Origin of the sequence: Pseudomonas helmanticensis, from assembly GCF_900182985.1 — a bacterium.
In the GTDB taxonomy this organism is placed as follows: domain Bacteria; phylum Pseudomonadota; class Gammaproteobacteria; order Pseudomonadales; family Pseudomonadaceae; genus Aquipseudomonas; species Aquipseudomonas helmanticensis.
Genome location: NZ_FXUY01000001.1, coordinates 939,810 through 961,733 on the forward strand (window position 1 = coordinate 939,810; position 21,924 = coordinate 961,733).

The following is a 21,924-nucleotide window of genomic DNA, read 5'->3' on the forward strand; positions in this document are numbered from 1 at the left end:
ACCCGTTTGCAGTTATGCGCAAAAGTGATGTTTGAGTATATGTAAAGAACCAAATCGCCTAACGAGAATGGCTGTCAACTAACCCACATTTGTCGTGCGGACAATCATCGTCTTAACTGTGGTCGAGTCTTTCTGCAATCACCGATAAAACCGATAAGAGGCGATGCAATGAGCAATCCGACCAAGGCAAGAAAAAGCGATAGCAGTGTCGATGCATGGGCCATTTTGTTCCTGATCATTCTGGTTGTGGGAACAGCGGTATTCTGGGTCAGTCATCAGTAAACGACCCATCCGGGCCCGGGTCCGACGATTGTCGGACAAAAAACGGGATCAAGCGTCAATAGCCGGTTGATCGATGGCTATAATGCGCGGCCATATTTCCTTGGGCCCGGATGCTTCATGTTCAAGTTTCTCCATATCGGACTTCTCGTGTTCGGCGCAGCCTTCGGCATCAGCGCGCGGGCGGAATCGGTGCTGTTCCTCAATCCGGGCTCGACCGAAGAAGCGTTCTGGATCAGTTATTCGCAGTTCATGCAGTCGGCCGCGCGTAATCTGGGCATTGATCTGCAGATCCTCTATTCCCAGCGCCAACCTGAACTCACCCTGGCCCAGGCCAGAATTGCCTTGCAGGGCCCCAGTCGCCCCGATTACCTGGTGTTCGTCAACGAGCAGTACATCGCGCCGCAGATTCTGCGACTGGCGCAGGGCAGCGGCGTGAAGCTGTTCATGGTCAACGCGGCATTGACGCCCAACCAGCAAGCGCTGTTGGGTGAGCGAGCGGACCGCATCGGCAGTCTGGTGCCGAATGACGAGGAGGGCGGCTATATGATGATGAAGGAGCTGATTCGTCTGCACCCTCCCGTAGCCAGCGACCGGCAGATCGAAGTGCTGGCGTTTTCCGGTCTGAAAATTACACCGTCGGCGCAGTTGCGCGAGCACGGCATGCAGCGTGCCTTGGCCGAACATCCGCAGGTGCGCTTGCGACAACTGGTTTACAGCGGCTGGACTCAGCAACGCGCCTATGAGCAGGCCAGACAACTGGTCAAGCGTTATCCCGAGGTTTCGCTGGTGTGGTCGGCCAACGATGAAATGGCCTTCGGTGCCATGCGCGCTTTTGTCGAGACCGGCAAAACCCCCGGCAAAGATGTGCTGTTCAGCGCAGTCAACACCTCACCCGCCGCGTTGCAGGCTGTCGTCGATGGGCGATTGAGTGCGCTGGTGGGTGGCCATTTCACCTTGGGAGGCTGGGCGTTGGTCGAGCTGCATGACCATGAACTTGGTGTCGACCTCGATCAGTACGGCGGTCGTGACCGGCAGATTCCATTACTGCAATTGGTCGACAAGGCCCACGCCCGACAAATGCTCGCCATGGGTAAAGCGCCGAACTACGACGTGAATTTCCGCCAACTTTCGGCGAAGGGCCGTCCGGCCTCGTATCGCTATCCGTTCGATCTGCAAACCCTGATGCACTGAAGGGCTTCAGACCCCGGCGAAATGCAGTACGACTTTGACGATGACCAACAGCGTCAAGGCAAATACCGCCGTGAACAGAATGCCCAGAATCACGAAATGGCTGGGTTTGCCATGGGTGAAATCCCTGGCCCGGTTTTTCCCGCTCTGCACCCCGAACGCCGCGGCCATGACGCTGTGCAGCATCTGCCAGAAGCTGGGTGGCTTGTTGTCGACTGGATCGTCCATAAATCCCCCGTCTGTGTGTGTCCCAGACAGCATAGTCAATTCACCGAAGAGTGCCCTTGCCGTGGGCTGCTCAGCTGAAGCGATTGGTAACAACTCATCGCCGATGCGATAACTATGTACCGCAGTTCGCCCCGGCAGGAATGGTGTCCTGTCGTTCCACTTTTCAGGAGCGACAGAATGACCATTCATCCCCCGACGCTGCCCGCAGCTGCGCAGTCTTCCAACCCTCCGTTGAGCCTCGATAAGCAGACGCTGGCCAGCGCCAGTCTTCACGGCAAGCGTATCGAGCAGATGGTCCCCGATTGGTTGATCGACGCCAGCCCCGAGCGCCGCGCTCATATTAAAAACGCCGGCACGCAATTACCCGACTGGTATCAGCAGCTGTCCGTCGAGCAACGGCGCAACTTGCAAGCGCATACCACCGAAGGCTTTCTTGCCCAGTCACGACTGGACAAGAGCATGGCCGCGCTTGAAAGCATCGAGGTTTTTGCCGAGGCTCAACTGAAAAAGGCGCTTAAAAGCCAATTCAACATTGAACTCGACGTCAATAAAACCCTGCTATGCCTCAGGCGCCCTCTGCAAGTCAGCGTGCTGGAAATCGAAGTGTCGACCTTCGAAGTGCTGAAGCTGCCCATGCTGCAAGCGGCTCTGCATAACTTCGAAGCGGCGGAATGTGAGGAAGGGGCCTTTCATCGCGAATCCGGATTTTTCGTCGCTGCTTCGACCGCCGATACGTTCCAGGCGGTGACACTCGATATCACCGTCAGAGAGTTTCTCTCGCTGTGTCGAACACTGGATATTGGCGCGCTCTATCAGACGCGTGTGAAAGCGTTTTTCCAGTCGAGCGGAACATTGCGTGAGCAATTCATCAGCAGTCAGAAAACCGCGATGCGCGCAGCCGCCGAACTGGCGTTGCTGAAGAAGGACATCGAGCCAGACGACTACCGAATGCTCCTGTCGGTCGTCGATGGCGAAGTCCATCCGCGCCTGGGCAAGAAATCCGTCTGGTTTCGCGACCTCAGCCTGATGAAACACCGGATGACCGGCTGCGTAGTGTTCAGCATCAGCGAACAGTATCGCTACACCAACGATTTCATCGTCTACATCCCCCATGACCCGGAACATCCGCTCAAACGCTACACCTCAGCGCAGATGCGCGAAGTCTTCAAACGCAAGTTCACTGCACGGGACGCTTCGCCGTCGAGTGAGCCGGCAACGGCCTACCAGCGTTTTTTCAGTCAGTTCTTCACCTATGCCGACCGTCCTTATTACTTCAGTCAATTCACCCGGCCTGCGGCAGATGCACCGACAGACCCGTTGCGTTCGATCTGGGTAAAAGTCGTCCAGATGATCCCGCCGGTCTCGGTTTTCACGCAGATCAAGGAACTGCCGCCCGAGCACCAGGGCAAGCGTGAACCAGAGGAGGATCCTTACCTCGATCCGTTCGGTATCGTGCGCAACGGCGTGGCAGGCATTTGGGCGGCCAATACCGATCTGTGGCAGTACCTCTTTGAACAGCATTGCGACAAATTCATCGCCGATGCGCGTGCCCGCGCCGTACCGACGGCGGATGTCGACGCGAACGTGCGGGCGAAACGGCTCAATCACTTGCTGGAATTCGGCATGCTCGCGTTGAACATGGTGTCGATGTTCGTACCGGTGCTGGGCGAGATCATGATGACGGTAATGGCCGGTCAATTGCTGTATGAGTCGTTCGAGGGCGCTATCGAATGGACTGAGGGTGATCGCCAGGCGGCCAAGGGACACTTGGTCGATGTTGCAGAAAACCTCGCGCTGATCGGAGTAATGGCAGGTGCAGGCAAGGGCCTGGGCAGATTGAGTGCGGCCAAATCGGTGCCGGTGATCGAGAAGGCCGAGCCCATTGAACGCCTCGACGGCAAACCACGTTTGTGGGCACCTGATCTTGCGCCTTATGAAAGCACTGACGGTCCGTTCGCCGCGTCTGTCCCTGATGCGCAAGGCCTGCATCGACTGAATGGCAAGACCTACATTCGTCAGCAGGGCAAGGTGTATCAAACGGCTTTTGATGAACAACTGAAACAATGGCGCATTCTCCATCCGACCGATGCGTCAGCCTATCGGCCCATCCTCGAACACAACCGGCTGGGCGCCTGGCGACATACCTTCGAGCGACCGCTGACCTGGGATCGATTGACTCTGCTGCGGCGCATCGGCCATTGCACCGAAGCCTTTTCCGATGAGCAATTGCTCAACATCGCGGATCTCAGCGGGGTCAGTGATGACGCTCTGCGCCAGATGCATCTGGACCATTCGCCTGCGCCACTGGCGTTGGCCGATACATTGCGCCTGTTCGAGGCTGACCAGGCCGTGAGCCGGATCATCGAGAACATTGAGGACGGTTCCACCGTTGAGGAACCTTTCCTGCTGGCAATGTCATTGCTGCCGCAAATGCCTCGATGGCCCACCGGACGCGTGCTTGAGGTTTTCGACGGCCCGGGTTTGTCAGGCGCGAGTGTCAAGCATGGTGACGCGTCACTTTTTCCAGGTGGCGCTCTCAAGGCACCGATTCAGATCGCCCGCGCCGATGTGCTGACTGCCGAAATGCCCGCCATCCTTCTTGAGGCGCTGGACGAGCAGGAAATAGTCCGCCTGCTGGGATCTGAAGCGGCCCGCGTCAGCGCAAACCGGCCCGTCGAGTTCAGAGCGCAGTTGGTGGACTTCCTCAAAACCCGTCAACCGACAATGTTCGAGCAGCTCTATGCCGAACCGGCATTGCAGGCCCCGTGGATCAGCCGGCTACAAAAGGCCACGCCCGGGCTCGGCAGTTCTGCAGCGATCAGGGTATGCATGCAGGCCAATGCCGAAGAACTCGCGCGATTGGAAACAGGCGGGCGGTTGCCGTTGCGGTTGCTTGAAGAATCGCGCAGGTACGCTCAAGGCAGGCGCTTCGATCATGCGGTCGTCGGGTTACACATGGATAACCTGGCCGCATCCGGGAGTCAGTGGCTCGCTTTGCGCGTACTCGAAAGACTGCCTGGCTGGTCAGACGATGTGCGTCTCGAAGTGCGCGAGGGCAGCACTCACGGACCGTTGATTGATAGTGTCGGCAGCGAATCTTCGCGGCAACTGAAATACCTGGTCAAGCAGGGGCCCTCCTATCAGGCCTTCAACGAACATGCAGAGGCACTCAATGGCATTCCTCGGCAAGGCGATAATTTTTTTGCCTCGGTCATGCATGCCTTGCCCGACAAATCCCGTCAGGCCTTGGGGCTTGCTGACGTCAATCAGAGTCCGTCCCTGCGTCGTCTGGTGATTGATCACGTGCATCATTATCGCGCTGAACTGGCCCGCTTGGCCGGCACGCGTCATGGCACCGGCAAGCGCTTCAAACCGGCGCTGCGCGTGCCGGGTCATGGCCTCGGTTACTACGCCAGTGGACGCGGGCAGGGCGTCAATCCACTGCTGGTGACACGGGTGCAGAATGTTTATCCGGGCCTCACCGATCAACAAGCGGGCGGCTTCATTCTTCAGCAGTTGGCGTCGGGAAAGACTGACATGCAGATCTACGAGCTTCTGCAAAGGCGCACGCGTGAATGGCGAGAGCTCGACTCGACACTCGCCGAATGGGAGGGCGAGTCGACGCCGGAACTCTCGCTGCAATCGTTGATCGGTGGCAGAGCGAGCGTCGTGCGCAATATCAAACAGAGTTGGCGCGAGTCACCGCTGGCGCAGGACCATCCGCGTTATGCACAGCTGGAATTGATCTGTGATGAGCCGTTGCCAGCCTTGACTGCGGACTTTTCGCACGTGCGAGAGTTGAGCGTACGCGGCCGCTGCATCACGGATGCGAATGCCGACTCACTGTTGGCTGTTTTCCCGAACCTGGAAAAGTTGCGCATCAATGCGACGAGCGAACTGTTCAGCAATGTGCCGCAAATCTTGCAGGGGATGCCGGCGTTGAAAAGACTGACGCTTTACAGCGCCGTCCCGTTTGCCGCTGACATGCCCGCACGGTTGGGCATGCTGGTGCGGATTGAAGAACTGACCGTGTGTTCTGCAAGCTATCAGCCGATCACATTCGACGTCAGCCACCTGCAAAAGCTGCGCAAGCTGGAGATCGTCGCCTACTCCTTGCTGGAATGGCCGACCGGCGTGCTTGAACTCCCGGAGCTCCAACGACTGAGCCTCAAGGATACCGGGATCAGTAACTTGCCTGAGGGGTTGCTTAAGGGGCACGAAAAGTTATGGTCCGGTTTGTCACTGGACTGGTCGAGATTTTCCCGCGAAAACTTCAAGGTCGCCTACGAGTACGCCAGGACACTCCCCGTGCACCTGATAGACCGCGAAGCGATGATCCGCGATTACTGCAAAGGCGAGTTGCAGCGTTTGGACGAAGGCCTGAGCCAGGCGCCGCAAAGTATCTTCGAGCGGTTTTTCCAGCAATGGCCTGATGAACAACAGCGCTACGCCGCAATCGAAGCCCTGAGCGAGCAGTTTGCAACGCTCGACAAACAGCTTGTCGAGTGGCTGCAAAAGGCCATGGCCTCTCAGGAAACGCTCAGGGAAATAATCGGGCGATCCAACGCCATCCATGCCATCAGGACCAATTGGCGCAAAGGGCTTTTCAAGCGATACGGTTCGACGGTTTCCGCTTCGACCCTTGATTTATCGGGATTGATGCTGAGCGAGCTGCCGAAATTGCCTGCCGATGCGTTTTCTCACGTGCGTACCTTGCTTCTGTTGGGCCAGCGCGTCGATGCCTTGCAACTGCGCGATTTCGTCAGCGCCTTTCAAGAAGTGCAAACGCTCAACCTGAGTGACAACGCTCTGCACGCGTTGCCGATCGAACCGGGCAGCCTGGCAAGGCTGAACCGGCTGGACCTTTCCGACAATCTGTTGGTGAACACTCAGCAGTTGCAGTCAAGCCTGGAGGCGTTCCCGGCGCTTGAACAGCTGGACCTGCATAACAACCCGTTAACTGGGTTGAACGTCGGTGGCCTGTCGCGCTTGAAAGCGCTCAATCTGCGAAATGCCGATCTGCAAGCGTGGCCTGCGGGAGCTGAAGATCTGGCTCAACTGACCTGGATGGATGTGCGCAATAACAACATCGCCACGCTGCCACAGACCCTGCTGGACAGCCATGCGCTGATCAACAGCAATCTGTCCGGTAATCCTTTGACGCCAGCAACGACGGTTGCGCTGCGAGCTGCGCAACAGCGTATCGAGTTTGAAATCGGACTGCCCCAAGGAGCGCTGCAAGCATTTGCCGAAGAACCGGTCCCGCTGACCTTTCCACCAGCAGAGAGCGGAATCTCCATCGCCAGGCAATTGCTGCCACTTCCCCAGGCGGCAGTTGGCGAAGGTGAAACGCTGATGATCAATATTTTTCAGCGTATGCAACCGGCCTTTACTGCCGAACAGGCGTCGCAGTTGATTGGCCAGATGCGCAGTAGCGGAGCGACGGAAATCGAAACAGGTGCTCGTATCGACGCTTGGAACCAGACTTTCGAAACGCTGGTGCGGCAACTCAATGGCTGGCTCTACACCCGCGAAATTCGCGGTGCGGACTGGGTTATCTCTTCGCAAACCCGCAGTCTGGCGGCCTGGAGAATTCTCACCTGTTGGCGGGCAAGGTTGCCCAACATGGAAGGGGTGACGCAAGCGGTGCTGAACCTGAACGGTTTGCAACTGGGAGACATACCGGCACTACCGGAAGATTTTGCGCATGTCCGCACGCTCAACCTGACGGGCACAAGGGTGACTGTCGATGGCGCCAACGGTTTTCTCGGTGCCTTTACCGAGCTACGGACTCTGGAGCTTGGCGGCAATGAACTGGAAGCGTTGCCGCAGTCGATCCGGAACATGTCTGCGCTGGAGCGTCTGGAACTGTCGAGCAACCGTCTCTACGATCCCGAACTCTTGTACGAGTCGCTTTCCGGGCTTGAACACCTGACCTGGCTGGATGTGAGCTACAACAACCTCGAGTCGTTCGATGTCAACTATTTCGGGCGGCTGGAAGCCCTCGATTTGCGCAACAACAATCTGTACGCATGGCCGGAAGGTGCGCTGGAGTCGGAGCACCTGCGCATGCTCAATCTGAGCCGTAACGACATCACCACGCTGCCCGTGGACGCACTTGACGGTAGTCACGAGCAATTGATGAACGGTACGGACTTGACCGACAACTACAACTTGTCCGAAGAAAGCCTCGAGCGGCTCAGGGCCTATCAGGCGGAAGGTGAGCGCCATCGGGTGTTGGGTTTTTCACGCACGGATCTCGAAGAGATGGTTGACGACGCCGCCGGCGGCTTGACCGAAACGACCGACAGCATTGAATCCGACGAAACCCTACCTATCGATCCGTCGCAGGCGCAATACAAAGCCCCATGGCTTGCCAATCTGCCTCCTGAACAACTGGCGGCTCGGGATACGCTCTGGGAGCAACTGGCTGCTGAACCGGACAGCGCGGCGTTCTTTCATCTGCTTGAGCGATTGCAGGACAGCCGAGAGTTCAGGGTCGCCAACGCGGATCTGACGCGACGGGTATGGACCGTCATGGAAGCGGCCGCAGCTGACACCGAACTCAGGGAAGTGATTTTCGCCGGCGCTACCACCCACGGGACCTGCGTCGATGGACGCATCCTTACCTTCAGCGGGCTGGAAACCAAGGTGTTTACCCATAACGCGTTGCGGGATTTACCGTCAGGTCGATCAGACGCAAAAGGTGGGGTGTTGTTGAGTCTGTCGCGACGACTGTTTCGCCTGGACAAAGTCGACGAATTGGCAAAGGCGGCGGCAGCACGCAGTGGTTTCGATGAGGCCGAGGTGCGCCTGGGTTATCGAATCGGTTTGACCGACGGCTGGGAGGATGGCCTGGAGTTGCCGGGGCAGCCGAAAAACATGACCTATGCTTCGGGCGTCAGCCCGCAACAACTGGTGGAGGCGCGAACCGAAGTCAGCAATGCCGAGCGGTCCGATAAATTTATCGAAGATCTGATTCAGCGCGATTACTGGGTGGAATACCTTCAGGAGAAGTTCCCCGAGGACTTCAGGAAACTGGAAGAGCTGGACTTGCTTGGTGACGCCGAAGATGACGTTCTGAGCGCTGACGATCCAGAGTACTTGAGCCGGTTGTTCGACCGTACGGCCAAACGCAACGTGAAGATGATCGAGCTTTCGCAGCAGGAGATCGATGCAATCAATGCTGCAAAAACGCCTGTTGCCGGCTCTTCAAGTCATCTGGCCAACGCATAGAACAGCAAGCGCAGTTGCCGACGCCGGTAAATCCGGCGTCGGCAATAACCCCTGTAATCAGTTGTCGTAGCCGAGGTTCGGTGCCAGCCAGCGCTCGGTTACGCTCAGATCCTGGCCTTTGCGCGAGGTGTAGCTTTGTACTTGATCCTTGTCGACCTTGCCCACGGCGAAGTACTGCGCTTGCGGGTGGGCGAAGTACCAGCCACTGACCGCAGCTGCCGGGAACATCGCGTAGTGTTCGGTGAGGAACACGCCGCTGCGTCCGGCGCGCATTTCTTCAGCTTCCGGGTCGAGCAGCGCAAACAACGCAGCTTTCTCGGTGTGATCCGGGCAGGCCGGATATCCCGGAGCAGGGCGGATGCCGCTGTACTGCTCTTTGATCAGCGCTTCGTTGTCGAGGGTTTCGTCCTTGGCATAACCCCAGTGCTCTTTACGCACTTGCTGGTGCAGCCATTCGGCGCAAGCCTCGGCCAGACGGTCGGCGAGGGCTTTGACCATGATCGAGTTGTAATCGTCGCCAGCGTCCTGATAAGCCTTGGCCACCTCTTCGGCGCCGATGCCGGCGGTGGTGATGAAACCACCGACGTAGTCGGTCACTTCGCTGTCCTTCGGCGCCACAAAGTCGGCAAGGGAGAAGTTCGGCTTGCCGTCGGTCTTGATGATCTGCTGGCGCAGATGATGCAGTTTGGCCAATGGCTGGCCGTCATCGCCGTACAGCTCGATATCGTCGTCATGCACCTGGTTGGCCGGCCAGAAGCCAAATACCGCACGGGCGCTGATCAGCTTCTCGTCGATCAGCTTGGCGAGCATCTCTTGCGCGTCTTTGTACAGCGATGTAGCGGCCTCACCGACCACTTCGTCTTCGAGGATGCGCGGGAACTTGCCGGCCAGGTCCCAGGAGATGAAGAACGGTGTCCAGTCGATGTATTCGGCCAGGACTTTGAGGTCGATGTTGTCGAGCACCTTGCTGCCGGTGAAGGTCGGCTTGACCGGCTGGTAAGTCGCCCAGTCGAACTGCGGCTTCTTGGCGATGGCGGCGGCATAGCTCAGGCGTTCGGTGCGGGCACTGCGGTTGGCGGTACGTTCGCGCACCTCAACGTATTCGGCGCGGGTTCTTTCGACGAAACCGGCCTTCAGTTCCTTGGACAGCAACTGCGTCGCCACGCCGACCGCACGCGAGGCATCGGTCACGTAAACCACCGCATCGTTGCTGTACTTCGGCTCGATTTTCACCGCCGTGTGCGCTTTGGAGGTGGTCGCGCCACCGATCATCAGCGGCAGATGGAAATCCTGGCGCTGCATTTCGCGAGCAACGTGAACCATTTCATCCAGCGAAGGCGTGATCAGACCGGACAAACCGATGATGTCGCACTTCTGCTCTTTGGCCACCTGCAGGATCTTCTCTGCCGGCACCATCACGCCGAGGTCGACGATGTCGTAGCCATTGCAACCGAGGACCACGCCAACAATGTTCTTGCCGATGTCGTGCACGTCACCTTTAACGGTGGCCATGAGGATCTTGCCCTTGGCTTCCGGTTTGTCGCCTTTTTCCAGCTCGATGAACGGGATCAGGTGCGCCACGGCCTGCTTCATCACACGGGCGGATTTCACCACCTGTGGCAGGAACATTTTGCCGGCGCCGAACAGGTCGCCGACGATGTTCATGCCGGACATCAGCGGACCTTCGATCACTTCGATCGGGCGCGCGAACGACTGGCGCGACTCTTCGGTGTCTTCAACGATGTGCGTGGTGATGCCTTTGACCAGAGCGTGCTCGAGGCGCTTGTTGACCTCCCAGCTGCGCCACTCTTCGGTCTCGGCTTCCTTGACGCTGCCGTCGCCCTTGTATTTGTCGGCAATGGCGAGGAGGGCGTCAGTGCCGTTTGGCGTGCGGTTGAGCACCACGTCTTCAACGGCGTCGCGCAACTCGACCGGGATCTGGTCGTAGATCTCCAGTTGACCGGCGTTAACGATGCCCATGGTCAGGCCGTTGCGGATCGCGTACAGCAGGAACACCGAGTGAATGGCTTCACGCACCGGGTTGTTGCCACGGAACGAGAACGACACGTTGGACACGCCGCCCGACGTCAGCGCATACGGCAGCTCATCGCGAATGTAGGCACAGGCGTTGATGAAGTCCACAGCGTAGTTGTTGTGTTCTTCGATACCGGTGGCAACCGCGAAGATATTCGGGTCGAAGATGATGTCTTCCGGCGGGAAGCCGACTTCGTTGACCAGAATGTCGTAGGAGCGTTTGCAGATTTCTTTCTTGCGCGCTTCGGTGTCGGCCTGACCGGCTTCGTCGAACGCCATTACCACCACGGCGGCGCCATAGCGCTTGCACAGTTTGGCGTGATGGATGAACTGCTCGACGCCTTCTTTCATGCTGATCGAGTTGACGATGCCCTTGCCCTGAATGCACTTCAGCCCGGCTTCGATGACTTCCCATTTCGACGAGTCGATCATGATCGGCACGCGGGAGATGTCCGGCTCACCGGCGATCAGATTGAGGAAGGTCACCATGGCCTTCTTCGAATCGAGCATCCCTTCGTCCATGTTGATGTCAATCACCTGGGCGCCGGCCTCGACCTGCTGCAGGGCGACTTCCAGCGCTTCGGTGTAATTGTCTTCACGGATCAGCCGGGCGAATTTCGCCGAGCCGGTGATGTTGGTGCGCTCGCCAACGTTAACGAACAGCGAGCTGCGATCGATGGTGAACGGCTCCAGACCCGAGAGGCGGCAAGCCTTGGGAATGTCCGGAATCTGCCGCGGTGCGTATCCGGCGACGGCTTTGGCGATGGCTTCGATGTGGCCCGGCGTGGTACCGCAGCAACCGCCGACGATGTTGAGGAAGCCGCTCTGGGCAAATTCTTCGATGACCTTGGCGGTTTCCGACGGCAGTTCGTCGTACTCGCCGAACTCGTTCGGCAGGCCGGCGTTCGGGTGCGCGGAAACGTGGGTGCTGGCCTTGTTCGACAGCTCTTCCAGGTACGGACGCAATTCGCTGGCACCAAGCGCGCAGTTGAGGCCGACCGAGATCGGTTTGGCGTGCGCGACGGAGTTCCAGAATGCCTCAGTGGTCTGGCCCGACAGGGTGCGGCCGGAGGCATCGGTGATGGTGCCGGAAATCATGATCGGCAGTTCGATGTGCAACGCTTCGAACACACCTTGCACGGCGAAGATCGCCGCTTTGGCGTTGAGGGTGTCGAAAATGGTTTCGATCAGGATCAGGTCGGCGCCGCCCTCGATCAGGCCTTTGGTGGCTTCGGTGTAGTTTTCCACCAGCTCGTCAAAGGTCACGTTGCGGTAGCCCGGGTTGTTGACGTCCGGCGACAGCGAGCAGGTTCGGCTGGTCGGGCCGAGTACGCCAGCGACGAAGCGCGGTTTTTCCGGGTTTTCAGCGGTCTTGGCGTCGGCAATCTTGCGCGCCAGTCGTGCGCCTTCTACGTTTAACTCGTAGGCCAGTTCTTCCATGCCGTAGTCGGCCATGGAAATGCGCGTGGCGTTGAAGGTGTTGGTTTCCAGAATGTCGGCGCCGGCATCCAGATAGGCTTTCTCGATGCCACCGATCACATCGGGGCGGGTGATCACCAACAGGTCGTTGTTGCCCTTGACGTCACTTGGCCAGTCAGCGAAGCGTTTGCCGCGATAATCCTGCTCTTCGAGCTTGTAGCTCTGGATCATCGTGCCCATACCGCCGTCGAGTATCAGGATGCGCTCTTTGAGAGCTTGCTTGAGAGCTTGAAGGCGGACGCTGCGATCGGACATTTGGACTACTCGGAAAGACCATTACGAAGGAGCGGGATCATAACAAACCTGTGCGCTTTTAGAGCATGTGGCGCTTTTGCATGAATATCGCTCATGTTGGTGCGAGCGTCATACTGTAGAATCGCGGCGTTTTTTACAGGATCGGGATCACCGGCATGTCGTACCGCGTCGTCAGCATTGTCTTGCTGTTTTTAAGCTGGGGCGCCGTTGCGCAAGAGCCCGTGATCTCTCCTGCCATTTCGTATAGCCGTGATATCCAGCCGATTTTTACCGAGAAATGCGTGGCCTGCCATGCGTGCTATGACTCCGCCTGCCAGCTCAACCTGGGCAGTGGCGAGGGCGCGGCCCGGGGCGCCAGCAAGATGCCGGTGTATGACGGCGAGCGCACGCAGGCGGCGCCGACCACCCGGCTGTTCTACGACGCCTTCGGCAAACGTGCCTGGCAGCAAAAAGATTTCTATTCCGTACTCGACGCGCAGGGCAGTCAGGCGGCGCTGATGGCGCGCATGCTCGAACTCGGGCACAAGACGCCTTTGACGCCGAACGCCAAGTTGCCGGAAGACATCGTGCTGGGTCTGAACCGCGAAAACATGTGCGCGCTGCCGGCCGAGTTTGAAGGCTATGCCGGTGCCCATCCGAAAGAAGGCATGCCGCTGGCGGTGACCGGGCTGACCGATCAGCAATATCAGACTTTGCAACGCTGGCTTGCCTCCGGCGCGCCGATTGACGAGCAAGGCCTGGCGCCAAATGCGCAAGAAGCACTGCAAATCGCCCAGTGGGAAAACCTGCTCAACATGCCCGGCGCTCGTGGCACTCTGGTCGGGCGCTGGCTTTACGAACACTGGTTCCTCGCGCACATCTATTTCAAGGACGGCGAGCCGGGGCATTTCTTCCAGTGGGTGCGGTCGCGTACACCAAGCGGCCAGCCGATCGACCTGATCGCCACCCGCCGTCCGAATGACGATCCGGGCACGCAGGTGTATTACCGCTTGTGGCCGGTGCAAGGGGTGATCGTACATAAAACCCACATCACCTATCCGCTGAGCGCGGCGAAGATGGCGCGGGTCAAAAGTCTGTTTTACAGCGGTAATTGGCAGGTCAACGCCTTGCCGGGTTATGGCCCGAATAGCCGCGCCAACCCGTTCGCCACCTTCGAGGCGATCCCGGCGCAGGCGCGGTATCAGTTCATGCTCGATAACGCCGAGTACTTCGTCCGCACCTTTATTCGCGGGCCAGTATGCCGTGGGCAGATCGCGACTGACGTAATCCGCGACAACTTCTGGGCGCTGTTCCAGGCGCCGGAACACGACCTGTACATCACCGACCCGAACTATCGCGGCCAGGCCACGCCGTTGCTGGCGATGCCGGGGCAGAACGACGATGTCGGCAGCGTGCTGACCCTGTGGCACAACTACCGCGACAAACGTAATGAATACGAAGCGCTGCGTCGCGACAGTTACGCCGATCAACCGGCGCCGAGTTGGTCGACGCTGTGGGCCGGCAATGACAACGCGCTGCTGAGCATTTTCCGCCACTTCGACAGCGCTTCGGTGACCAAGGGTTTGATCGGCGAAGTGCCGCAGACGATGTGGCTGTTCGACTATCCGTTGCTTGAGCGGACGTATTATCAGTTGGCGGTCAACTTCGATGTATTCGGCAACGTTTCCCACCAGGCGCAGACCCGCCTGTACTTCGACCTGATCCGCAACGGTGCCGAGCAGAACTTCCTGCGCCTGATGCCCGCCGATTCGCGTGAGGATTACCTCGACGATTGGTACCAGAGCAGCGGCCAGTTCAAGATGTGGCTCGATTACGAATCCATCGACGACGACAAGCCGAGCGCGCTGAAGCTTGACGAGAAAGACCCGAAATACGACTTCGCCATGCAACTGTTGTCGCGCTATGGCGACCTCAATGCGCGACCGGATCCGATCAACCGCTGCGCTGGCGCCTATTGCTCGCGGCCGAATATCGCCCCGGCGCTGCAAAACGCCGAGCAGGCGCTGAGCCGACTGACTTCGCGCCCGGCGGCGGGGCTGAAAGTGATCGATCAACTGCCGGAAGCGACCATGCTGCGCATCGAGACCGCCGATGGCAAACGCGAGGTGTACAGCCTGTTGCGCAACCGCGCGCACAGCAACGTCGCGTTTCTTACCGGCGAATCGCTGCGTTATCAGCCAGGGCTGGACACGTTGACCATTTACCCGGGCGTGCTCAGCAGTTACCCGAATTTCATGTTCAACATTCCGGCCGATCAGGTGCCTGCGTTCGTCGATGCACTGGAAAACGCCAAGGACGCCAACCGTTTCGAGAAAATCGTCGAGCGTTGGGGGATTCGTCGCAGCCATCCGCAGTTCTGGTTCTATTTCCATGACCTGAGCCAGTACCTGCACGAAACCGACCCGGTGGAAGAGGGCGTGCTGGACATGAACCGCTACGAGAATCTTTGATCTTTTGCCACCCACCCGCTGTCCCATTTATCAGCACCAACACAAATCCCCCGTGTAGGAGCTGTCGAGTGAAACGAGGCTGCGATCTTTTGATCTTGAAAACCAACAATCAAAAGATCGCAGCGTGCCGCAGCTCCTATAGGGGTTAGTCGAGACCGGGAGAGCGGGCGATGTTGATTTCAGTGCAGGCCCTGCGTGCGCTTGCGGCGTGGACGGTGGTCTGCCACCACTTCATGCAGATTTTCTTCGACTTCCAGGCACGTGGGCCGATTGGCCAGCTGTTTATCGACAAAGGTGCGGTGGGCGTCGATATTTTCTTCGTCATCAGCGGCCTGGTGATTTTCCTTTCCACCGAGAACAAGCCGCTGCCACCGGCGCGGTTTCTGCTCTACCGATTGTTTCGCATCGTTCCGGCGTACTGGCTGTACACGCTGTTGATGGCGCTGCTGGTGGTGTTTGCCCAGCCGTTGCTGCCGGACCAGACTGTGGACTGGGCGCATCTGCTGCTGTCATTGCTGTTCATTCCCACCGAGAATCCCGGCGGATACGGGTTCTACCCGACACTGAATGTCGGCTGGACACTCAATTACGAAATGCTCTTCTACGTGCTGTTTGCCTGGGCGCTGCTGTTTCGCTTGCAGGTGCGGCTGTTGGTGGTTGCGGCGTTGCTGTTTGCCGTTTCGCAAGCCTGGACCGGGTTTGGCTGGATCAGCGAGTTCTATCGATCGGACATTGTTTACGAGTTCTTGCTGGGGATCGGCATCGGCATGCTTTATCGCCGGGGCTGGATCGGCGCCGGCCTGTGGTTGCCGCTGCTGGCGATTGGCGCGGCACTGCTGACGATCTACCACTTGGCACCGGCACCAAGGCTGTTCAACTGGGGCGTGCCGAGCGCCGTGCTGGTAATGGCGTGCATTTCACTTGAGCGTTATGTCGAGCGCAGCCGGGTGCTGAAACTACTCGGTGAATGCTCCTATTCGGTGTATCTGATGCACGTTCTGGTGCTGTCAGCGGGTGGGTTCATTGCGCAGCGCTACGCCATCAACCCGTATCTGATGTTTGTTGTGTGTGCGCTGGCGATTGGCGTTGGCTCGTGGCTGAGCTACGAATGGGTGGAAAAGCGCAGTTATCGCTGGCTCAAGGCGCGGGTCGATGGCACGCCCGACGAGAATCTTTCCCGACAAAAATACTAGGACTTTGTCCGGCGCAACGATTGGCGTAAACTGCGCCCAAGCCTGCGAGGAGTTTCCATGACCGCTATTACCATTACCGACGCCGCCCACGATTACCTGGCTGATCTGCTCTCCAAGCAGAACACCCCGGGCATCGGCATCCGCGTCTTCATCACCCAGCCTGGCACCCAGTACGCCGAAACCTGCATTGCCTACTGCAAGCCGGGCGAAGAAAAACCTGAAGACACCGCGCTGGGGCTGAAAAGCTTCACCGCCTATATCGATCACTTCAGCGAAGCGTTTCTCGACGATGCCGTTGTCGATTACGCCACTGACCGCATGGGCGGCCAACTGACCATCAAGGCGCCAAACGCCAAAGTACCGATGGTCAACGCCGACAGCCCGGTCAACGAGCGCATCAACTACTACCTGCAAACCGAAATCAACCCGGGGCTCGCTAGCCACGGCGGTCAGGTCAGCCTGATCGATGTGGTTGAAGACGGCATCGCCGTTCTGCAGTTCGGTGGCGGTTGCCAGGGCTGCGGCCAGGCGGACGTCACGCTGAAGGAAGGCATCGAGCGCACGTTGCTTGAGCGCATCCCGGAGTTGAAGGGCGTTCGCGACGTGACCGACCACACGCAGAAAGAAAACGCCTACTACTGAGTAAGGTGTTCACTGCGGACATGAAAAACGGCGCCCCGTGAGCGCCGTTTTTTTATGGGTGAAATGTACCGACGCCTTCGCGAGCAGGCTCGCTCCCACCTTTGGTATGCAATTTTGATCGTTCCCACGCTCTGCGTGGGAATGCAGCCCGGGACGCTCCGTGTTTCAATTCAGGGCCTGTAAAGGTGCGCATGCCCGGCGCGATACAACGATGACTCGCTGAACACTTCACTGCCCAGCACGCGCCCAACCAGAATTAACGCCGTACGCCGAAACCCTTTGGCTTCAACCTTCCCGGCAATATCCGCCAGTGTCCCCACCACCCAATCCTGATCCGGCCATGTCGCCCGGTGAATCACCGCAATCGGGCAATCCGCGCCGTAATGCGGCAACAGCTCTACCAGAATCTTCTGCAGGTGGTTCACGCCCAAATGAATCGCCATGGTCGCGCCGTGCTGCGCCAGGCTGGCGAGTTCTTCGCCGGCCGGCATCGCGGTTTTATCCGCATAGCGGGTCAGGATCACGCTTTGCGAAACATCCGGGAGGGTCAGTTCGGCACCCAGTAACGCCGCACACGCCGCCGTCGCGGTTACCCCGGGAATGATTTCGAACGGGATGCTCAGCTCGCGCAAATAGCGAATCTGCTCGCCAATCGCGCCATACAGACTCGGATCGCCGGAATGCACCCGGGCCACGTCCTGGCCTTTTTCATGGGCAGACTTGATCAGGTCGATGATCTGTTCCAGATGCAGTTCGGCGCTATTGACCAGCGTTTCCGCCTGATGACCGTCCAGCACCGCTGCTGGCACCAGCGAGCCTGCATAGATGATCACCGGGCAGCTGCGGATCAAACGCTGGCCTTTGACGGTGATCAATTCCGGGTCGCCGGGGCCGGCGCCGATGAAGTAGACGGTCATGAAGAAATCCTGTGAAAAACGGGGCAGGGCAATGCTTCAGATGAAGATTGCTCATGATCAAACGGCGAGATTATCGGGATTTTACGCTGCACCGGCCAATGCCAACGTGGCCTGAGCGTATTTTTGCCGGGAAATCAGCAGTTTTGCCGGCGCCTGGATCAGCTGTTCAGCGAGTGCCAACGCCGCGCTTTCTGCCACACCGTAACAACCGGTGCGCTCGTAGGCGATTTGCGAATGGTGGCTGAGTTGCTGCTGATAACTGGCCAGTTCTGCACTGCTGAAGTACAGCAGCGGCAGCGCCAGTTGTGCGGCGAGTTCCTGCAAACCCGGCTCATCGCGTTTCAAGTCGATACTGGCCAGGGCTTTGACCGCTTGCAGTTCAATGCGATGGGCTTGCAACGCCTGGTCAAGCAACGCGCGCAGCGTGCTGGCGGGGCAGCCGCGCTGGCAGCCCAGGCCGACCACCAGGGTCGGCGCTGTGCTGGCAGTCGTCATGCGTGGTATTGACCATCGCTTTTGCGGCGGAACAACCAGGCACTGATCAGGCCCAAGGCCAGCCAGAACGCCACGTTGGTCAACTGCGAAGCGATTTTGAACTGTGCTTCCAATACTTCGGGAGCGAGCATCGAATGGACTTCCGGCTGCGGAGCGCCGATCACGTGCGGCACGGCCAGAATGGCCACGCCGAGGATTTTCATCAGCCAGTGACGACTGAACACGATCAGCGACAGGCCGACAGCCGTAGACGCGGCAGTGCCGATCCACCACATCTGGCGCGATGCCAGATCAGCGGCAGCGGTGCCCGGCAATTCAGGCGGCAGGCCCAGGGTTGGCGCGAGGACGAAGGTGGCATAACCGGCCAGACCCCAGAGCAGGCCTTGCGAGGTTTTGGTCGGCGCGCGCAGGGTGTAGAGGCCCGCGAGCATCAGGGCGAAACCCACCGCAACCACCAGATTGCCGCCTGTGGTCGAAACCACGCGCTGCCAGCCGTCTTCCGGCTCCCAGGCTTCGGCATCGTGGGTGTGCGCAGCTACGCCAGCGGCGTGTTCGTGAACCGCCACCGGCTCGGACTTCTCAAAGGTTTCCGCCTGCAGAATCAGCGGCGAAACCCAAAAGCTTTGCAGCAGGGTGAGGAGCAGGGCGGCCAGCAGGCCGGTGAAACCTGCGGTTTGCGCAATACGCTTGATCATGTCGGCAGGTCTCAGTGGCACGGGAACGCGGCGCTGTGGCGGGTATCGTGGGCGGCGTTGTGTACCGCTTCGATGTGCGAGAAACCGGCGAAGTAGACCAGGCTGGCGCCGAGAATCGACGCGAAGATCGCGGCGGTGAGGCGTTGGCTCAGGGTGGTGGTGCTGGCGATTTTGTCCGTGTTGCTGCCGGTGCTGCTGATGATCGACATGGCGCTTCCCTCTGGAGTGTCAGCGGGTGAATAGAGCGCATGAAAACCCCTGCGGGTCAGGCTCGCAGAGGTTCGAACAGCGCCCGCCCACCGCGGGTTTGTTATGTTCAGCACCGCACAAATGCGGGCTGTGTGTTGCGGGCCGGTCTCCGGGCTCACGAGGGGTTGGCGTCAGGCCGACCTGCAAGCGTCACCTTCCCATGCCGTATCGGCACAGTGGATCTGACGCTTCGCTCGCTTACCGTTGCGGGGGCAGCACCGGACTGACATGGCTTTGAGTAAAGCACATGATTCACCGGTTTCCCGTTTCACCCTGTGAAGGGCACCCGTAACAAGTTGTGTAGGAGAGCATGAGGGGGGATTTGAGTCAATTGGATGGGGGGCATATCCGTTGCTGCGGTAACGGCGGCTTAGGGTTTCGCCCTTACGGCGAGTCACCTTTTCCAAACGCCGAAAAGGTAACCGAAAAGGCTTTGCCCTGACGTTCGGCCCTCGCTAAGGCTCGGGTTCCTTCGCTCCGGGATTGATCCGGGGTTCATCGCCTACGGTTTGCTTCGCTGCACCTCCTCTCGCTGTGTTTGGCTGCGCCAAACGGTCGCTGCGCTCCCACCCCGGATCAATCCCTCCGCTCAGCCTGCCGACGGGCTCCGAGATCAAGATCAAGAGCAGGCGAGCTGACACTCGGCCTATCGAGTGGTGAGGAGCGCGGGTGTTCGGCTTTTGATTTGCGTTGTTGCTGCCCCTCACCCCAGCCCTCTCCCGAGGGAGAGGGAGCCGATTTGTGGGCTTTTCAGAATCTGAGCTCAACGCGGTATCGCACGTCGGCGTATCTCTCGCAATCACCTCGGTCAGTCCCCTCTCCCTCCGGGAGAGGGCTAGGGTGAGGGGCTCTTGATCTGGCTTTTGATCTGGCTTTTTTGCCCCTTCGGCAGGCCGAGCGGAGGTGTTCATCCGGGGGGATAGGCGCGCAGCGCCGTTCGACGAAGTCGAACACATCGAGAGGAGGTGCAGCGAAGCAAACCGTAGGCGATGCCCCCGGATGGACACCGTAGCGAGGGAACACTGAGCCTCAGCGAAGTGCCGTACGCCGGGGCAAAGCCTTTTGGGTTACCTTTTCGGCGTTTGGAAAAGGTGACTCGCTGTAAGAGCGAAACCGCCAGCGGCCGCACCCGCAGCAACGGATATGCTCCCAATCCAAAAAAACCCAAACATTGACCCATAAGCAAGCCATGCGTAGCCTTGCGCTTTCGAGGTTCTTCGGCCGTTGCCGAAGCTAAGAAGGGAACGCGGTCAATGCCGCGGCTGCCCCCGCAACTGTGAACGGCGATGTTCGCTGCCACGCCACTGCCAGCTCAATTGATGAGCCCGCGGGAAGGCGCAGCAAACGCCAGGCCCTGCGCCTGAACGCCGTCAGCCAGGAGACCTGCCTCGTCACAGATTCTCAATTCAACCGGGCGGGGTGATCCGGTGGCGAACTCTCCGGGCACGCATGCGCGTTGCCGGTTCTCGTCCCGTATGCCCGCCGCTTGCCAAAGGGCATACCGATGAAAACACTGGCCAAACTCCCCGTCACTATCGTTACCGGCTTCCTCGGCTCGGGCAAAACCACGCTGCTGCGGCACATGCTCGACAACGCTCAGGGGCGTCGCATCGCGGTGATCGTCAACGAGTTTGGCGAGTTGGGCATCGACGGTGAAATCCTCAAGCAATGCACCATCGGCTGCAGCGAAGAAGAAGCGGTTGGCCGCGTTTATGAACTGGCCAACGGCTGCCTGTGCTGCACCGTTCAGGAAGAATTCTTCCCGGTGATGCGCGAATTGGTCGCGCGTCGCGGCGACCTCGACCACATCCTTATCGAAACCTCGGGCCTGGCCCTGCCAAAACCTTTGGTACAAGCCTTCCAGTGGCCGGAAATTCGCAGCGCCTGCACCGTTGATGCAGTGATTACCGTGGTCGACAGCCCGGCCGTGGCCGCTGGTACCTTCGCCGCGTTCCCGGATCAGGTCGATGCCCAGCGCAAACTTGACCCGAACCTCGATCACGAGTCGCCGCTGCACGAACTGTTCGCCGACCAACTGGCCAGCGCCGACCTGGTGATCCTCAACAAGGCCGACCAGACCAGCCCGGAAGACCTCGCTCGCGTGCGCGCAGAAGTCGCCGAAGAGCTGCCGCCAGCGGTGAAAATCATCGAAGCCAGCAACGGTCGTGTGCCACTCGACGTACTGATCGGTCTCGGCGCCAGTTCCGAAGAACACATCGACAGCCGCCACAGCCATCACGATCACCACCATGGTGAAGGCGATGACGACCACGATGACCACGATCACGACGCCTTCGATTCGATCTCCATCGAACTGCCGCAAGCCGACGAAAGCCTGCTGCTCGACGCGCTGACGCAACTGGTGGTCAAGCACGGCATCCTGCGCGTGAAGGGCTTCGCAGCCATTCCGAACAAGCCAATGCGCCTGCTGATCCAGGGCGTCGGCACACGTTTCGACAAGCATTTTGATCGTCAGTGGGGCGCCGATGAAGCGCGCGTCACGCGTCTGGTGTTGATCGGTCAGCAACTCGACGCGGTGCAACTCGAAGCGCAACTGCGCGCCGCGCTCAGCGTTTAAGCC

At 59.1% G+C, this 21,924-nt stretch carries 12 protein-coding genes and 2 riboswitches; of the genes, 6 read left to right on the forward strand and 6 right to left on the reverse strand.

Translation table 11 applies throughout. The features are described from left to right. The first annotated feature begins 399 nt into the window (after positions 1–399). Complete coding sequence (locus tag QOL84_RS04400; RefSeq protein ID WP_283436331.1) at positions 400–1,473, forward strand: ABC transporter substrate-binding protein; 1,074 nt, start codon at positions 400–402, stop codon at positions 1,471–1,473. A 6-nt stretch (positions 1,474–1,479) separates the two neighbouring features. Here the strand turns inward: QOL84_RS04400 and QOL84_RS04405 are convergent, their stop codons facing one another. After that, a complete protein-coding gene (locus tag QOL84_RS04405) occupies positions 1,480–1,698 on the reverse strand; it encodes a DUF2970 domain-containing protein (RefSeq protein WP_129394150.1) in 219 nt (72 codons plus the stop codon). Between the two features lie 177 nt (positions 1,699–1,875). On the opposite strand from QOL84_RS04405, the gene QOL84_RS04410 reads away from it, so the two are divergent. After that, on the forward strand, positions 1,876–8,934 hold the full coding sequence (locus QOL84_RS04410; protein ID WP_283436332.1) for an NEL-type E3 ubiquitin ligase domain-containing protein: 7,059 nt from the start codon (positions 1,876–1,878) through the stop codon (positions 8,932–8,934). A 57-nt stretch (positions 8,935–8,991) separates the two neighbouring features. On the opposite strand, the gene metH is transcribed toward QOL84_RS04410, so the two are convergent. After that, positions 8,992–12,702 carry a methionine synthase gene (metH, locus tag QOL84_RS04415; protein ID WP_283436333.1) on the reverse strand — a complete coding sequence of 1,237 codons (3,711 nt, stop codon included), beginning with the start codon at positions 12,700–12,702 and terminating at the stop codon, positions 8,992–8,994. A gap of 155 nt (positions 12,703–12,857) precedes the next feature. On the opposite strand from metH, the gene QOL84_RS04420 reads away from it, so the two are divergent. The 3 genes from QOL84_RS04420 (at position 12,858) to nfuA (ending at position 16,987) form a co-directional block, all read left to right on the forward strand. After that, entirely contained in the window at positions 12,858–15,152 is a 2,295-nt protein-coding gene (locus QOL84_RS04420) for a fatty acid cis/trans isomerase (protein ID WP_283436334.1), read from the forward strand. A gap of 170 nt (positions 15,153–15,322) precedes the next feature. Then, positions 15,323–16,345, forward strand: coding sequence for an acyltransferase family protein (locus QOL84_RS04425; RefSeq protein WP_283436335.1), 1,023 nt, complete (start codon positions 15,323–15,325; stop codon positions 16,343–16,345). A gap of 57 nt (positions 16,346–16,402) precedes the next feature. Continuing rightward, positions 16,403–16,987, forward strand: coding sequence for a Fe-S biogenesis protein NfuA (gene nfuA, locus QOL84_RS04430; protein WP_007912592.1), 585 nt, complete (start codon positions 16,403–16,405; stop codon positions 16,985–16,987). Positions 16,988–17,157: 170 nt separating this feature from the next. On the opposite strand, the gene cobM is transcribed toward nfuA, so the two are convergent. From cobM to QOL84_RS04450, 4 genes are all read right to left on the reverse strand, one after another. Then, positions 17,158–17,904 carry a precorrin-4 C(11)-methyltransferase gene (cobM, locus tag QOL84_RS04435; RefSeq protein ID WP_283436336.1) on the reverse strand — a complete coding sequence of 249 codons (747 nt, stop codon included), beginning with the start codon at positions 17,902–17,904 and terminating at the stop codon, positions 17,158–17,160. An 81-nt stretch (positions 17,905–17,985) separates the two neighbouring features. Further along, complete coding sequence (locus QOL84_RS04440) at positions 17,986–18,399, reverse strand: cobalamin biosynthesis protein (RefSeq protein WP_283436337.1); 414 nt, start codon at positions 18,397–18,399, stop codon at positions 17,986–17,988. Further along, positions 18,396–19,094 carry a CbtA family protein gene (locus tag QOL84_RS04445; protein WP_283436338.1) on the reverse strand — a complete coding sequence of 233 codons (699 nt, stop codon included), beginning with the start codon at positions 19,092–19,094 and terminating at the stop codon, positions 18,396–18,398. The genes QOL84_RS04440 and QOL84_RS04445 overlap by 4 nt, the downstream gene beginning before the upstream one ends. 11 nt (positions 19,095–19,105) lie before the next feature. Then, positions 19,106–19,303, reverse strand: coding sequence for a CbtB domain-containing protein (locus QOL84_RS04450; protein ID WP_093430890.1), 198 nt, complete (start codon positions 19,301–19,303; stop codon positions 19,106–19,108). 123 nt (positions 19,304–19,426) lie between these two features. Further along, a riboswitch (cobalamin riboswitch) is annotated at positions 19,427–19,648 on the reverse strand. Between the two features lie 888 nt (positions 19,649–20,536). Further along, positions 20,537–20,748: riboswitch (cobalamin riboswitch) on the forward strand. Between the two features lie 99 nt (positions 20,749–20,847). Between QOL84_RS04450 and cobW the strand changes: the two genes are divergently transcribed. Next, the gene (gene cobW / locus QOL84_RS04455; protein ID WP_283436339.1) at positions 20,848–21,921 is read left to right on the forward strand and encodes a cobalamin biosynthesis protein CobW; all 1,074 of its coding nucleotides are present in this window, start codon (positions 20,848–20,850) and stop codon (positions 21,919–21,921) included. The last annotated feature ends 3 nt before the right edge of the window (positions 21,922–21,924 follow it).